This window comes from Streptomyces sp. SM1 (assembly GCF_002910825.1).
GTDB classification, from domain to species: Bacteria; Actinomycetota; Actinomycetes; order Streptomycetales; family Streptomycetaceae; genus Streptomyces; species Streptomyces okerensis.
In genome coordinates this window covers 7,996-23,100 of sequence record NZ_NEUB01000938.1, presented here as the reverse complement: position 1 = coordinate 23,100, position 15,105 = coordinate 7,996, and the positions used below count along the sequence as shown (strand labels likewise).

Annotated in this window: 12 protein-coding genes and 2 pseudogenes; 10 read left to right on the top strand and 4 right to left on the bottom strand. The window is 70.4% G+C overall.

Annotation, left to right across the window (positions count from 1 at the left end):
- The 4 genes and pseudogenes from B9S61_RS32370 to B9S61_RS32355 form a co-directional block, all read left to right on the top strand.
- Nucleotides 1-283 (top strand): annotated as a pseudogene (locus tag B9S61_RS32370) (transposase); the annotation flags it as partial.
- 210 nt (nucleotides 284-493) lie between these two features.
- Nucleotides 494-1,048 carry a hypothetical protein gene (locus B9S61_RS32365; protein WP_103545372.1) on the top strand — a complete coding sequence of 185 codons (555 nt, stop codon included), beginning with the start codon at nucleotides 494-496 and terminating at the stop codon, nucleotides 1,046-1,048.
- Entirely contained in the window at nucleotides 1,048-2,019 is a 972-nt protein-coding gene (locus tag B9S61_RS32360) for a phosphotransferase (protein ID WP_103545371.1), read from the top strand. Before B9S61_RS32365 ends, B9S61_RS32360 begins: the two co-directional genes overlap by 1 nt.
- Nucleotides 2,020-2,269: 250 nt before the next feature.
- A complete protein-coding gene (locus B9S61_RS32355; protein ID WP_103545370.1) occupies nucleotides 2,270-3,352 on the top strand; it encodes a 3-deoxy-7-phosphoheptulonate synthase in 1,083 nt (360 codons plus the stop codon).
- A gap of 434 nt (nucleotides 3,353-3,786) precedes the next feature.
- Here the strand turns inward: B9S61_RS32355 and B9S61_RS32350 are convergent, their stop codons facing one another.
- Nucleotides 3,787-5,082 (bottom strand): M6 family metalloprotease domain-containing protein, encoded by a 1,296-nt coding sequence (locus tag B9S61_RS32350; RefSeq protein WP_103545369.1) that lies wholly within the window; start codon nucleotides 5,080-5,082, stop codon nucleotides 3,787-3,789.
- Between the two features lie 260 nt (nucleotides 5,083-5,342).
- Here B9S61_RS32350 and B9S61_RS32345 point away from each other — a divergent pair, with 260 nt between their 5' ends.
- Together B9S61_RS32345 and B9S61_RS32340 are read left to right on the top strand one after the other, a co-directional pair.
- The gene (locus tag B9S61_RS32345; RefSeq protein WP_258039970.1) at nucleotides 5,343-5,984 is read left to right on the top strand and encodes a TetR/AcrR family transcriptional regulator; all 642 of its coding nucleotides are present in this window, start codon (nucleotides 5,343-5,345) and stop codon (nucleotides 5,982-5,984) included.
- Between the two features lie 364 nt (nucleotides 5,985-6,348).
- On the top strand, nucleotides 6,349-7,893 hold the full coding sequence (locus tag B9S61_RS32340) for an MFS transporter (RefSeq protein WP_103545367.1): 1,545 nt from the start codon (nucleotides 6,349-6,351) through the stop codon (nucleotides 7,891-7,893).
- A gap of 87 nt (nucleotides 7,894-7,980) precedes the next feature.
- On the opposite strand, the gene B9S61_RS32335 is transcribed toward B9S61_RS32340, so the two are convergent.
- Entirely contained in the window at nucleotides 7,981-8,496 is a 516-nt protein-coding gene (locus B9S61_RS32335) for a MarR family winged helix-turn-helix transcriptional regulator (RefSeq protein WP_103545366.1), read from the bottom strand.
- Between the two features lie 157 nt (nucleotides 8,497-8,653).
- Here B9S61_RS32335 and B9S61_RS32330 point away from each other — a divergent pair.
- A pseudogene (locus tag B9S61_RS32330) lies at nucleotides 8,654-9,414 on the top strand (dioxygenase).
- Nucleotides 9,415-9,460: 46 nt separating this feature from the next.
- On the opposite strand, the gene B9S61_RS32325 reads toward B9S61_RS32330, so the two are convergent.
- Entirely contained in the window at nucleotides 9,461-9,979 is a 519-nt protein-coding gene (locus B9S61_RS32325) for a GNAT family N-acetyltransferase (RefSeq protein ID WP_103545365.1), read from the bottom strand.
- A 194-nt stretch (nucleotides 9,980-10,173) separates the two neighbouring features.
- Between B9S61_RS32325 and B9S61_RS32320 the strand changes: the two genes are divergently transcribed.
- Both B9S61_RS32320 and B9S61_RS32315 read left to right on the top strand, forming a co-directional pair.
- Complete coding sequence (locus B9S61_RS32320) at nucleotides 10,174-11,181, top strand: RNA polymerase sigma factor RpoD/SigA (RefSeq protein WP_103545364.1); 1,008 nt, start codon at nucleotides 10,174-10,176, stop codon at nucleotides 11,179-11,181.
- 449 nt (nucleotides 11,182-11,630) lie between these two features.
- On the top strand, nucleotides 11,631-12,308 hold the full coding sequence (locus tag B9S61_RS32315) for a TetR/AcrR family transcriptional regulator (protein WP_103545363.1): 678 nt from the start codon (nucleotides 11,631-11,633) through the stop codon (nucleotides 12,306-12,308).
- Between the two features lie 218 nt (nucleotides 12,309-12,526).
- On the opposite strand, the gene B9S61_RS32310 is transcribed toward B9S61_RS32315, so the two are convergent.
- The gene (locus tag B9S61_RS32310; RefSeq protein ID WP_103545373.1) at nucleotides 12,527-13,504 is read right to left on the bottom strand and encodes a YafY family protein; all 978 of its coding nucleotides are present in this window, start codon (nucleotides 13,502-13,504) and stop codon (nucleotides 12,527-12,529) included.
- Between the two features lie 63 nt (nucleotides 13,505-13,567).
- On the opposite strand from B9S61_RS32310, the gene B9S61_RS32305 reads away from it, so the two are divergent.
- The gene (locus B9S61_RS32305; RefSeq protein ID WP_103545362.1) at nucleotides 13,568-15,082 is read left to right on the top strand and encodes an MFS transporter; all 1,515 of its coding nucleotides are present in this window, start codon (nucleotides 13,568-13,570) and stop codon (nucleotides 15,080-15,082) included.
- The last annotated feature ends 23 nt before the right edge of the window (nucleotides 15,083-15,105 follow it).

Sequence of the window (15,105 nt, the reverse complement as noted above, 5' to 3'; positions counted from 1 at the left end):
CGACCTGCGGCCCGTCTATCACCGGCTCGAGGAACGCATACGCGCACACGTCATCCTCTGCTGGCTCGCTCTGCTGCTGATCCGCATCACAGAGACCACCACCGGTGCGACCTGGACGACCGTCCGCCGAGAGCTCGACCGGCTCCACCTCGGCACCTTCACCGGCCCCACCGGCCTGTTCCGGCAGGTCACCACCCTCACCAAGCCCCAGACCGACCTCCTGGCCAAGCTCGGCATCCCCGCACCGAAGCAGATCATCGCCCTCGAACCCACACCCCGCTGACCAGCACGAACACCAGCGCCTAGAGAAACGCCTCTCAGGCGCCCTCACCCATGTCCGCGCAGGTCAGACCACAGATTCGTGACTCTATGCCGCTGAATTACGCGGAACGCAGGGGAGCGGGCGACGAGGATTCTGGAAGAGCTGGCCGGGGACGCGGCACGGCTGGGAAGGCTCCTGAAGCGTGTCGGTGAGGACGAGACCCTCTTCTCGATGTGCGAGAGCCACCGGCCCTTCGACAAGATCGTGCTCTACAACGGCGACGAACGGAACTTCCGGGTCCGGCTCCACGTGTGGCGCGCCACGGAGTTCGAGCGCGCACACCAGCACCGGTTCTCGTTCACGGCACACATGCTGCAGGGCCAGTACCACCACGTGCTGTACGACAGGGCCGGTGCTGGAAACGTGCCGGAACCTCCGAAGGACGCACGCAAGCACATGGACCCCGACCACGCGGACCGGGTGCCGGACGCCGACCTCACGAGAATCCAGCCGGTCCTGGAGTACGAGATGAAGGCGGGCGACAGCTACACGCTGCACCACGACGCCCTCCATGCCACGCTCGTCTCCGCACAGACGGTCTCCCTCATACTTCGAGGTCCTGCGGAGAAGGATGTCGCTTTCGTGGCCAACCTGGACGAGGGCGGAGTCTACTGGCGCTTCGGCCGTCGCGATGAGGGCGAGGAGCGTATCCGTGCGAAACGGCTGACGCGTGAGGCGCTGGACGGCGTCATCGCAGACCTGCGCAGCCGCGGCATCACCGCCTGATGCGGTTCCCGGAGCCCGTCGCGGCGATGCTTTCGCGGCACGGACTGATGGGAGTCGGCTGGCACCCGCTGTCGCACAACGGCTTCTCCGGAGCAGAGCTTCTCGTGAGCAGGGGGCCGGCCGGTGGTTCCTGGGTACTGAAGCGGACCCGCTGGGAAGACGACTGGATCATGCGTGCAACAGCGGATGTGCACGGCCGCGAGGCAGCGTTCGCCGGAAGGATGCCTGCCGGATCGGCCAGAGTCAGGTCGGCAGCCGTCGATTCGGCCCGGGCCGGTGCGACCTTCTACACACTGATGCACGACATGTCCGGCTACCGCATCCGAGGCAGAGTGGACCGGTCCTCCGCCGAGTCGATTCTCGTCGCCATGGCGGAGCTGCACTCGGTTTCGCCGGCAGCTCCCGAGCTGCCCTGGTGTCGTCTCGACGACCGGCTGCTGCTGCTGACCCGTGGAACCGCCGAACTGGCGAACGGGCACGATGTGCATGGGCTGAGGCAGGAGGTCGCGACCGGATGGGAGGTGTTCGACAGGCGCGCCCCGAGGCGCGTACGAAACCTGCTGCGCGCCGTCCAGGACGATGCGAGTTCCCTGCTCACCGCTCTCGACAAGCTGCCGACGGCGTCTCTGCACGGAGATCTCAAGCTGGACAACATGGGACTGGACCGTGCGGGAGTGCTGTGGCTGATCGACTGGGCACTCGCCGTGCGGGGCCCTGCATGCGTGGAGCTCGGATGGTTCATCGCGGCCAATGCGAGCCGCTTGGAACCCAGCCCTCAGCACGTGCTCGAGCTCTACGCCGGCACAGGCGCGTTCGAGGCCGGTCCGCAGCACCTGCACCATGCCATGACGGCCCTGTCCGGATTGTTGCTGCGAGGCTGGCGAAAGGCACTCGACGCGGAGACCGGGGCCGGCGCGGAGGAGTTCGGATGGTGGTGTGAACTGGCGGGGCAGGCCGACAAGTGCTTGTGATACCGCCCGCGAAGAGCACTCACCGCCATCCGGTAGACTCTGACGCATGTCTACGAGGTTCGGTTGGTATCAGCGCTTTACGCTGGCTCTGGGTGGAGTCGGCGGTCGTTTGCGCTGACCGCCGATCGGACATCCGGAGCCAGCAAGGCAGAGACGATTCGTCTCTGCCTTTCGTCGTTTGAGGCGGCTGGTACACGGAGACACACCTGGGACAGGTCCGGGGCCGCCTCACCAGAGACGGGAACACCCCATGACAACACCGCCCCACACCCCTACGCAGACCAACGATCTCCGCGTCGCCGGCTTCCAGCCACTGATCGCGCCCGCCACGCTGCGCGCCGAACTTCCCCTGTCCCCGTCCCACGCAGCCCTGGTGGAGAGCAGCCGTGAAGCAGCCAACCGGGTACTGACCGGTGAGGACGACCGCCTCCTGCTGATCGTGGGACCGTGCTCCATCCATGACCCGCGGGCGGCGCGGGAATACGCGGAGCGCCTGGCGGCCGCGGCCGTTCCGTTCCGGGACGAGCTGTGCGTCGTCATGCGGGCGTACTTCGAGAAGCCGCGTACGACGGTCGGCTGGAAGGGGCTTGTCAACGACCCGCACATGGACGGCTCGCACGACGTCCAGTACGGGCTGCGTATCGCGCGTCAGGTGCTGCTCGGCGTGCTCGACACCGGCCTGCCGGTCGGGTGCGAGTTCCTGGAGCCGACAAGCCCGCAGTACATTTCCGACGCGGTGACGTGGGGCGCGATCGGGGCGCGTACCCCGGAGAGCCAGGTGCACCGCCAGCTCGCCTCGGGACTCTCCATGCCGGTGGGCTTCAAGAACGCCACGGACGGGGACGTGCAGGCTGCCGTGGACGGCTGCCGTGCGGCCGCGGGGAGCCATGTCTTCTTCGGCATCGACGGACAGGGGCAGGGATCGGTCGTGTCCACGAAGGGCAACCCGGACTGCCACATCATCCTGCGCGGTGGCCGGGGCGGCCCCAACTACGGTCCCGAAGACATGCGCGACGCACTGGCGCTGCTGGCCAAGGCCGGTATGCCCGAACGCCTTGTCATCGACGCGAGCCATGCGAACAGCGGCAAGGACCACACGCGCCAGTCGGGTGTGGTTCGCGAGGTCGCCGAGAGGATCACGGAGGGCGAGACCGGAATCGCCGGCCTGATGGTGGAGAGCTTCCTGCACGAGGGCCGCCAGGAGCCGGGCCCCCTCTCGACGCTCACCTACGGGAAGAGCGTGACCGACGCGTGCATTGGCTGGGAACAGACCGAGACCTTGATCGGCGAGCTGGCCCACGCCGTACGCCGGCGCCGGGTCGGGCGCGGCTGAACACTCCGCCGGATCCTGGTGCCGGGCTCCTGCGAGGCCCCGCTCCGGGTCCGGCGGCGGTCCCGCACCAGGGCGCACACGTCCAGCAGCCCCGGCCTCTCGCCGTCCATCGAGGCCGGGGCTGCTGGACGTCCGCCTGCGCATTCTCCACTGCCGCCCTCTGAGCAGGCGGCCCTGTATCCGGCGTCATCGCCTTCGACCCCCGCTCCCCGCGGGCTTCGGCTACAACTGACCGGTCACGGTAGGCGGCCCGCACGCCCGTGACGGTGCGCGGGCCGTCCGTTTGCCAATGCGGCAACAGAGCTCGCGGCCGGTCCGGGGGCGTCGCATGATCGTGCCCGGAGCCGGACGTCCGATGCGGACGGGCGCCGCCCGACAGCCGTGGAGGAAGAATGCCCCAGCAGCCCGACCGCTCCCTTTCGAGGAGGCCGGGTTCAGGGGGCAGCCGCGGTCCGTGTCACCCGTACCCGGTACGCGTCCTTCTCCGTCTCCGCCACCGCCACGCGGATGCCTTCGGCGCGGTCCACGAAGGTCTGGCCGGGGGTGAAGGTGGCGTCCGAGAGTTCCGCGTGGACGTTCGGGGCGCGGGTGCAGCCGCCGCTGTCCCGGGTGGCGTCGTGGACGGTGATCGGGCCCATGCCCGTGTCCACGTCCGCGTCGACGCGGTAGACGAGGATGCCGGGGCGGCAGACCGCCTCGTCGTTGCCGGCGCGGGTGCGCACTTCGAGGGCGTAGCCGGAGTGGGCGTCCACGGGGATGAAGACGAGTTTCGGGCCGCCCGTCCGGGCCAGCGGGGTGAGGAGGTACTCGCGTGTGCCCCGGCTCGCCGCGCAGCCGACCTGGGAGGCGTCCAGCCAGCCCAGTTTCCACTTGTGCCAGGCCAGGAAGTCGTTGTTGGCGCCCCAGTCCTCGCTCATGATGTCCCAGTGGCCCACCGCGCCGCCGCCCTCGGCGGTGTAGAGGTCGGGCAGGCCGAAGACGTGGCCGTTCTCGTGCGGCAGGACGCGGTAGCCGGTGCGGTCGTAGGAGCCGGAGCCGTCGTCCTGGCGGGAGTAGACGAAGGACGCGTTGGAGACGGGGCCGCCGTCCGCCTTCGGGGCCTCCGCGTTGCCGGCGAAGGTGACGGACAGGACCGTGTCGAGGGCGGCCGGGCCCGCGTTGGGGGTCACCAGCACGTTGAGCAGGTCGTACTCCTGGAAGTCCACCTCGGGATCGGCCTCCGCCACGATGTCGCGGACCAGTTCGCGGTAGCCGGGGTCGAAGGGGGCGCCGCGCTCTATGCCGTACGCGCGGAACGACTTGGGCATGCGCAGCCAGCCGGGGACGGGGATCTCGGGGCGGTAGTCGAGGCGGCCGTAGGAGCTGGTGGAGAACCATTCCCGGGTCTGGGGGAAGAACTCCCGGTAGCGGTCGAGGGCGTCGCCCGCGCCGGGCGCGTCGGAGAAGTCGATCATCAGTGTGAGGGCGCGGACGGTGCCGGTGGAGCGGGTGTAGCCGGGGCCGGTGGGGATGCCCTCGGACATCTGGACCTCGCGGGCGCTGCCGATCAGGCAGGGGCCGTGTGCGGAGGTGCGGGAGAGGGCGCTCGGTCCGGCGCCGGGGACCGCGGTGCCGGGGGAGAGCCGGCCGCTGCCGGCCGAGGTGCACAGGGCGAGGGTCAGGGCGGAGACAGATGCCAGGGCGGCCAGTCGGCGCGGGGATATCCGGCGTCGGCTCGGCTGCGGCTGCATGCGGGGACCTCCGCTTCACACGGCAGCCGCCCGTCTCCGACTGCACCCTCCCGATCACCCTGCGTTGCGGGATGGGCGGACGCTCGCTGGGAGGTCCGATCGTGCGGTGCGCCGACCCGTGAGGTGTGACGTGGGTCACGGGAGTTCTGTCCCGCTGGGGAAATAAGCGGGGATCCCTTCCCCGTTTAGACCTGTGTCCGCGCGAAACGGGGATCCACTCCCCGGATTCGTCGATGCGCAGCCATACCGAGGAGTGCACCGTGCAGACCGCGACCCCCCTTGCGCGCAAGGCGCCCCGGCCCCGTGCCGATGCCCTGCGCAACCGGGAGCGGATCGTCACCGCCGCCCGGGAGATGTTCGTCGAGTTCGGGCCGGACGTGCCGCTCGACGAGGTCGCCCGCCGGGCCGGCGTCGGCAATGCCACGGTGTACCGCAACTTCCCCGACCGTGACGCGCTGGTGCGCGAGGTCGTCTGCTCCGTGATGGACCGTACGGTGCGGGCGGCCGAGCAGGCGCTCAGCGAGAGCGGGGACGCCTTCGAGGCGCTGGAGCGCTTCGCGCACACGGCCGCCGACGAGCGGATCAGTGCCCTCTGCCCGATGATCTCCAGCACCTTCGACCAGCACCACCCCGACCTGGAGGAAGCGCGCCGGCGAGCCGAGAGCCTCGTCGCACAGCTGATGGACCGCGCCAAGGCGGCCGGTCAGCTCCGTGCCGACGTGGAGTACGGCGATCTGATGGTGGGCGTCGCCCAGCTGAGCCGGCCCCCGGCCGGTACCGGCTGTATGAGCGCCGACCGCTTCGTCCACCGCCATCTGCAACTGTTCCTGGACGGGATGCGGGCGCTCGCCCCGAGCGTCCTGCCGGGTGCGGCCGTGACCGTGGAGGATCTGCGCTGCTGAGCTAGCCCTGACACCACACACATCACCGACACCGCAGACGCCTCGGGTGCGGCGACACCACTGGCTCCACTGACGCCACACATGTCACTGGGTCGGCGCCGCACATGCACAGACGCCACAAGCGTCAGCACGGCGCACGTCCCACAACCGTCAGCGCGGCACGAGTCCCACAAGCATCACCGCGGCACAGGTCCCACAGACGTCACCGTGACACAGATGCCACAGGCGGCATGTGCGCGCTGCCCGTCCTGGTCGCGGACTTCCTTTCGAACGGTCGCCCCGGGGGCGCGTCGTTCCTCCCGTACGCCCGATTTTTCATTGCACCGTCTCGATTTCCGTCACGAGTACCGAAGTGGGTACCCCCATGTCTGAAACAGTCCCGACGGCCGGAAAGGCCCTGAGCGGCGGACCGGACGCCAATCGCTGGAAAGCGCTCGTCTTCATCGCGCTCGCCCAGCTGATGGTCGTCCTGGACGCGACCATCGTGAATATCGCCCTGCCCTCCGCCCAGCAGGACCTGGGCATCTCGGACGGCAACCGCCAGTGGGTGGTCACCGCCTACGCCCTCGCCTTCGGCGGTCTGCTGCTGTTCGGCGGGCGGATAGCCGACCTGTGGGGTCGCAAGCGGGCCTTCGTACTGGGTCTGGGCGGCTTCGCGCTGGCCTCGGCGCTCGGTGGCGCGGCCACCAACGAGGCCATGATGTTCGGCGCCCGTGCGCTGCAGGGCGCGTTCGGCGCGCTGCTCGCGCCCGCCGCGCTGTCCCTGCTCGCGGTGATGTTCACCGACGGCAAGGAGCGGGCCAAGGCGTTCGGCATCTACGGTGCGATCGCCGGTGGCGGTGGTGCCGTGGGTCTGATCCTCGGCGGTTTCCTCACGGAGTACCTGGACTGGCGCTGGACGTTCTTCGTGAACATCCCGTTCGCCGTCGTCGCCGCGGCCGGCGCGTACTTCGTCATCCGTGAGCCCGCGGGCGGCCGCAACCGCTCGCCGCTCGACATCCCCGGCGTGGTGCTGTCCACCCTCGGCCTGGTGGCGCTCGTCTACGGCTTCACCCGCGCGGAGTCCGAGGGCTGGAGCGACTCCGTGACGGTCGGCATGTTCGTCGCGTCCGCCGTGCTGCTGGCCGTCTTCGTGATCGTCGAGGCCAGGGTCAAGGCGCCGCTGCTGCCCCTGCGTGTGATCACCGAACGCAACCGCGGCGGGGTCTACCTCTCGCTCGGCCTGGCGATCATCTCGATGTTCGGCCTGTTCCTCTTCCTCACCTACTACCTCCAGGTCGTGCAGGGGTACTCGCCCGTCAGGACCGGGTTCGCCTTCCTGCCGATGATCGCGGGCATGATCGTGGGGTCGACGCAGATCGGCACCCGGCTGATGACCCGGGTCGCGCCCCGGCTGCTGATGGGCCCCGGCTTCCTGGTCGCCGCGCTCGGCATGCTGCTGCTCACCCAGCTGGAGATCGACACCTCGTACGCGGCCGTGCTGCTGCCGGGCATGCTGCTGCTCGGCCTCGGTATGGGTACGGCGTTCATGCCGGCCATGTCGCTGGCCACCCTGGGCGTGGAACCGCGTGACTCCGGTGTCGCCTCCGCGATGGTCAACACCTCGCAGCAGGTGGGCGGCGCGATCGGTACGGCCCTGCTGAACACGATCGCCGCCTCGGCCACCACGTCCTACGTCGCCGACCACATCGGCGGTGCCACGAGCCGGTCCCAGCAGCAGCTGGTCCAGCTCCAGGGACAGGTGCAGGGCTACACCAGCGCGATCTGGTTCGCGGTCGGGATCCTGGTGGCGGCCGCGGCCATCGCCCTGACCCTGATCAACGCGGGCCGGCCGGGCGGTACGGCGGTCGCCGGGTCCTCGGAGGAGGCCGCCCGCGACGAGATGGCGGTCCCGGTGGCCATGCACTGACGTCCGTCCACCCCGAACCACCCGTGCGGAGAAGGAGGGGACGCCTCCTCCGTACGGCTTCCGGGACCTGCCCCGGCTTCCGCTTCGTCAGCGGAGCCAGGGCAGGTCCGCACCCGCTTCGCTCGGCTGGAGTCCCTCGGCGACGATCCGCATGATCTCGCCGAGGGACTTCTGCTGTTCCGGGGTGAGCCGGCCGAACACGGCCTGGCGTACGGCCTCCACGTGACCGGGCGCGTGCCGGCTCAGCACCTCCATGCCCTCGTCGGTCAGTACGGCGAACTGGCCCCGCTTGTCGGACGGGCAGTCCGCACGGCGTACCCAGCCGCTCTTCTCCAGCCGGGCGACGGCATGCGAGAGACGGGAGCGGGTGATCTTCGCGGACATCGCCAGCTCCGTCATCCGCAGGCGCCGCTCCGGGGCCTCGGCGAGCTTGACCAGCAGGCCGTAGTACACGTGCGGCATGCCCGCGTCGCGCTGGAGCTGACGGTCGAGGTGGTCTTCCAGAAGTGTGGTGGCGTCGATGTACGCACGCCAGACGCGCTGTTCCTCGTCGGTGAGCCAGCGCGGTTCCCCGGGGTCCGGGGATGTGGGTGCCGTGTTCATGTATTCCACTGTACGGCGAATCTCCTTGAATGTTAAACAAAAATGGCGTACGGTCGGCGATGGAAGTTGAGAGTTCAAATAACTCGTCGGCCTCCACCGATCTCGGGGAAGCCTGCCGAAGGGAGCCGCCGTCATGACCGCCGCCACTCAGGACCGCATGCCCGCGCTCTACCTCAGCCACGGCGCCCCGCCGCTGGCCGACGACCCCGTCCGGCCCGGCGAGCTGGCCGCCTGGTCCGCGGGCCTGCCGCGGCCGAAGGCGATCCTCGTCGTCTCCGCCCACTGGGAGGAGGCCCCGCTCGCCCTCGGTGCCACCGAGCCGGTCCCCCTCGTCTACGACTTCTGGGGCTTCCCCGAGCACTACTACCAGGTCACCTGCGGCGCCCCCGGAGCCCCGGCCCTCGCCGACTCCGTACGCAAGCTGCTGCGCGCACCGGGCACGCCCGTGCAGGACGTCCCCGACCGGGGCCTGGACCACGGCGCGTACGTCCCGCTGGTCGAGATGTACCCCGGTGCCGACATCCCGGTGCTCCAGGTCTCCATGCCGACGCTGGACCCGGTGAAGCTGATGGAGATCGGGCGCCGGCTCGCGCCGCTGCGCGACGAGGGCGTGCTGATCATCGGCTCCGGGTTCTTCACCCACAACCTGGCCGCGCTGCGACAGGGCGGCATCCCCGCCTGGTCGGCGGAGTTCGACACCTGGGGCAGGGAGGCGCTGGCGGGGAAGGACGTGGACGCACTGCTCGACTTCACCCGCAAGTCCCCGGCGGGCCGGCTCACCCACCCGCGTACCGAGCACTTCGCCCCCTCTTCGTGACCATGGGCGCCGCGGACGCGGCCGGAGAACTCGGGGAACAGAAGTCCGTGATCGACGGGTTCTGGATGGGGCTGGCGAAGCGGTCGGTGCAGTTCGGCTGAGCCGCGGCCGGGGCGGGTCCCCGGCCCGGCCGCGCCCCTGAGGGGGCTACAGCTCCTTCTCGTACCAGGCCACGTCCCACCAGCGGCCGAACTTGCGGCCCACCTCGCGGTAGGTGCCGACGTGCCGGAAGCCGAAGCGTTCGTGCGGCCGCGCCGAGGCGTCGTTCGGGCGGGCGATGCCGGCGTAGGCGCGGTGCAGGCCCTCGCCGGCCAGGGCCTCGAAGAGGCCTTTGTAGAGCAGGGTGCCGATACCGCGCCGGCCGGCGTCCGGGGCGACGTAGACCGTCGTCTCCACGGAGGTCGCGTACGCGGGCTTGGGGCGGAAGGGGCTGGATGTGGCGTACCCCAGAATCCGTCCCGTACCGGTGTCCGTGGCAACCATCAGGCGGTACGGGCCGTCTACAGGGTGGGAGAGCAGCCACGGGCGGCGCTCCTCGGGAGTGAACGGCGAGGTGTCGAATGTGATCGCCGTCTCACGCACGTAGTGGTTGTACAGGTCGGTGAGGGCCGTCAGGTCGCCCTCCCCGCCCGGCCTGACCTGGATCTCCGCGTGCTCCGACGGCATCGCACCTCCCCGCGTGGCCCGACAGGGTACTGCATGATCAGAAAATTCGGGGGTCGGGTTGGGAATTCTGTCCGGATTCCAGTCGTTGTTTCCTACGGATGCGGGCACTCGAAGCAGAGTCCGGAAGACACCTGCAGATCGTGCCGAGCGTCCGCAGGACCACCCGCTGACCACACCATCGCAAGGGAGCACGCATGGCAACCCGTGCCGTCGCCCGTCGTAAGTCCGCCTCCGGCGAGACGGCCGACGCGGCAAGCAGTGTTCGCGCTGTTCGCGCCCACAGTGGCGAGATCGCCGATCGCGACCTGGTCGGCATGTACCTCGACGAGATCGCGCGCACGCCGTTGCTCGACGCCGCCAAGGAGGTCGAGCTGTCCCAGATCATCGAAGCGGGTGTGTTCGCCAGGCAGATCCTCGACGGCGCCGAGGAGAACAAGGCCGGAGCCACGCTCGAGGAGCTCGAGGCGTTGTACGACGCGAGCGAGCGGGCGAAGGACGTCTTCATCCGTTCCAACCTCCGTCTGGTCGTCGCCGTGGCCCGCCGGTATCCCCGCAGCGGCCTGCCGCTCCTCGACCTGATCCAGGAGGGCAACGCCGGCCTGGTGCGCGCGGTCGAGAAGTTCGACTACCGCAAGGGCTTCAAGTTCTCGACGTACGCCACCTGGTGGATCCGTCAGGCCATCACGCGGTCCATAGCCGACCAGTCGCGCACCATTCGGCTCCCCGTCCACCTGGTGGAGGAGCTGGGCCGGATACGGCGCGTGCAGCGCGAGTTCAACCGTGAGCACGGCCGGGACCCGGAGCCCTCGGAGATCGCCGCCGAGCTCGGCTCCACGCCGGAGCGTGTCACCGACGTGCTCGACTGGGCCCGTGACCCGGTCTCGCTGAACATGTCGGTGGACGACGAGGGCGAGACCCAGTTCGGTGACCTCCTGGAGGACACCTCGGCGGTGTCGCCGGAGCAGTCGGTGCTGACACTGCTGCGCAGCGAGGAGCTCGACGACCTGATCGGCCGCCTCGACCAGCGCACGGCCTCCATCATCAAGATGCGGTACGGCATCGAGGACGGCCGCGAGCGCACGCTGACCGAGGTCGGCAAGGAGCACGGCCTGACCCGCGAGCGCATCCGCCAGATCGAGAAGCACGCGCTGCTGGAACTGAAGAAGCTGGCCCGCGACACCGGCTTCGACGCCGCCGCGTGAGCGACGGTTTCGGCGCGCCGGGGTGGCGACCGCGTTCCTCGCGGTAGCGTGAAGAACACCCCGGCCGCGTACGCCGGGTGGCGAAAGACCGCGCAAAACATGGCTGTTCCCCGCCGCTTCAACCCGCTGGGCCCAGGGAACAAGAATCCAGAGCCCAGGAGTTCGGAGTTCGGGGACGCCGACCTTCCGGGTTGGATCCCGAATCCGGACCGGACCGGACCGGACCGAATCGAACCGATTCGCATCTGTTCCGGTCCACATGAGCCACGTCCCGACGCACACCCCCCCGGCGCCGGGACTTCCCAAGGCCGGGCTCGGCACCCCTCCCCCCGGGTGCCGGGCCCGGCTCTCTGTTTCCCCCGTGGGCCGAAAGCGGGTCACCCCGAACCTGAACCCCGGGGTGGCCCGCCAGATGGCAGATTGTGCCACATGGGCATAGCCTGCCGCGGGTGAGCAGCACCACCCCCACCCCGCCCCTTCCGCCCCCCGCGCTGTCGCTGACCGAACGGCGCAAGGCCAGGACCCGTATGGAGATCGCCCGCGCGGCCGCGGGCCTTTTCGTCCGGCACGGGCTGCGGGCCACCCGCGCCGAGGACATCGCCCACGCGGCCGGTGTCGCCCCGCGCACCTTCTACCGGTATTTCGCCAGCAAGGAAGAGGCCGTCGGCCCGCTCTACGCGACGGGTGCCGAGCGCTGGGTCGAGGCGGTACGTGCCGCCCCGGCCGGGGTGCCGCTGCCGCAGGTCATGGAGGACGCCGTCCGGCACACGCTGACGCCCGGTCTCGGGGTGTCGGTCGTCTCCTGGCACTGGGTCCGCACCCTGATCCGGCTGGCGCAGGCGAACCCGGCCCTGCGCAGGGTGTGGGCGGAGGCGTGCCAGGCGTCCGAGCGGAACCTGGCCGAGGCGCTCGCCGAACGGCTGACGGCCGCTCAGGTCTCCTACGACGCCGACAACGTTGCCGACCGCAGCCGGCTGGGATTCGCGGCAGCCGTCGCGAGTGCGGCCGTGCGCACGGCCATGGAGAACTGGGCTGCGGGCGACGGACCCGCGGAGGGGCCGCAGGGGCCCGCCGAACTGGCGGTGGCCAACCTGAGGGCGCTGCGGGACTTCCCCTGGAGCGCCTGAAGCCCGCCGGGGCCGCCGTGACACCGGCTCCCGACGTCCGGAGAGGCTGACGTCATCCGGGGCCACGGGGCCACCGGCCACCGGGCTCGCGTCGGCGCTCGGGGTGCCGGGTTCCGGCCTCGTTCCTCGGGCCACCGGGCCATTGGACCTACGGGGGGAGGGTGCTGCGGTACGTCCGTTGTGGGACAGGGGCTGTCGCTACCGCTGCCCCTGTCGGGTCAGGGTTCGGCCGTGGTCGTCGCCGCTCGGGTCATCCGGGTGCCCAGTTCGCGTACCGCCGCGACGAGTTCCGCGGGCTCGTGCACGGTGAAGTCGTGGCCCAGCATGGCCAGCCGTACCGCCATCCAGTCCTTGGCGTCGCTCACCGTCGCCCGCAGGCGGCAGCTGTCCCCGTCCAGCGGCTCGGGTGTGCCGAGCCAGCCCGGGATGCGGGCGGCGACCGTCGCCGCCGGTGCGGCGAAGGTGACGACCATGTCGTAGGACTCCCGCGCCCGGTACATGGACCGGCGCAGATACTCCGCCGCGCTCCCCGTCGGCAGCTCCCTCGGTGTGAAGCGCGCCCCGGTCGCGAAGGGGTCGCTGACCCGGTCGACGCGGAACGTCCGCCAGTCCGCGCGGTCGAGGTCGTACGCCACGAGGTACCAGCGCCGCCCGGTCGACACCAGCCGGTACGGCTCCGTCACCCGCCGGGACTCCGTGCCGTCGGCCGCCCGGTAGGCGAACCGGAGCCGCTCGTGCCCGGCCACCGTGGAGGCCATGACGATGAGCGTCTCGGGAGCGATGGTCGCACCGTCGCCGCTGGTCAGCGGGGTGGTCGCGGCCTGGAGCGTACTGACCCGGTGCCGCAGCCTGCTGGGCAGCACCTGTTCCAGTTTCGCCAGCGCCCGTACGGACGCCTCGTCGACGCCCTCCAGCGCGTGCCCCGCCCCGGCCCGCAGCCCGACCGCGATGGCCACCGCCTCCTCGTCGTCGAGCACCAGCGGTGGCATCGCCTTGCCGGCGACGAGCCGGTAGCCGCCGTCCGCGCCCAGGGACGCCTGCACGGGGTAGCCGAGCTCGCGCAGCCGGTCGATGTCCCGCCGGACGGTGCGCCGGGAGACCCCGAGCCGGCCGGCCAGTTCGCCGCCGGACCATTCACGGGGTGTCTGGAGGAGGGAGAGGAGGGTCAGGAGCCGTGCCGGGGTGTCCGTCGTCATGGAATCGAGGATGCCTCGGAATGAGGACATGATCTGACCTACTTGGGTCATAGCTTCCAGGACATGACCTACACCGACACCCCGCACGCACCACAGCCCGCCGCGGGCGATCGCCGCCGCTGGTTCGCGCTGGCGATCGTGATGACCGCGGCCTTCATGGACCTCGTCGACGTCACGATCGTCAACATCGCGATCCCGTCCATCCAGCGCGACGAGGGCGCGACCTTCAGCCAGATCCAGTGGATCACCGCCGGTTACGCGCTGGCCTTCGCCGCCGGGCTCGTCACGGGCGGCCGGCTCGGGGACATCCACGGCCGCAAGCGGATCTTCCTCGTCGGCATCGGCGGCTTCACCCTCGCCTCCGCGCTCTGCGGGTTCGCGGTGAACCCCGAGATGCTGGTCGCCTCCCGCATCCTCCAGGGCGCCATGGCGGCGCTGATGGTGCCGCAGGTGCTGTCGATCGTGCACGCGACCTTCCCGGCCCACGAACGCGGCAAGGTGTTCGGGCTGTTCGGCGCGATCGTCGGCCTGGGCGCGGTGTCCGGACCGCTGCTCGGCGCGCTGCTGACCGAGTGGAACCTGTTCGGCCTCGAATGGCGGCCGATCTTCCTGATCAACCTGCCGGTCGGCCTCGCGGGCCTGATCCTCGGCGGCCGCTTCATCACCGAGTCGAAGGCGCCGCGCGCCCTGAAACTGGACCTGGTCGGCGTCGCGCTGGTGACCCTGGGTCTGCTGATGCTGCTCTACCCGCTCACCCGCGGCCGTGAGCTGGGCTGGCCGCTGTGGGGGTACGTGTCGATGGCGGGCGCGCTGGTGGTGTTCGGGGCGCTGGTGGCGTACGAGCGGGGCAAGAGCGCGCGGGACGGCTCCCCGCTGATCGAGCTGTCGCTGTTCCGGGTGAAGAGCTTCGCTGCGGGCATCGCGGTGCAGACGGTGTTCGGCATCGGCCTCGGCATCTTCTTCCTGGTGTGGACGCTCTACCTGCAGATCGGCCTGGGCTGGAGCGTGCTGCGGGCCGGGCTGACCGGGGTGCCGTTCTCCGTGGCGGTGTCCGCGGCGGCCGGGATGTCGGTGCAGCTGCTGGTCCCGCGCTACGGGCGCAAGGTGCTCCAGGCCGGAGCGCTGGTGATGGCGGCCGGTGTGCTGATCTACCTGTGGGAGGCGGAGCGGTACGGCCAGTCCATCGCCTCCTGGCAGATGGCGCTCCCGCTGGTGGTCATGGGCGCCGGCATGGGTCTGATCGTGGCTCCGCTGACCGATGCGGTGCTCTCCGAGGTGCCGCGTGAGCACGCCGGGTCGGCGTCGGGGCTGATCAACACCGTGATGCAGATGGGCAACGCGCTGGGTCTCGGCCTCGTGTCGGTGGTGTTCTTCGGCGTGATCGGGGAGCGGCTCGCCCCGGCCGAGGTGGGCCCGGCGTTCGTGAACGGGTTCCAGCACGCGCTGGGCTGGGTGGCCGCGGTGATGGGAGTGATCTTCCTGCTGATGTTCGCCCTGCCGAAGCGCCCGGCCCAGCATGTGGAAGGGGCACAGGAGGCGCCGGCGGCGGTGGAGAAGGAGCGGGAGCTCGTGTCCTGAGCGGACGGCGACCGACGGGCGGG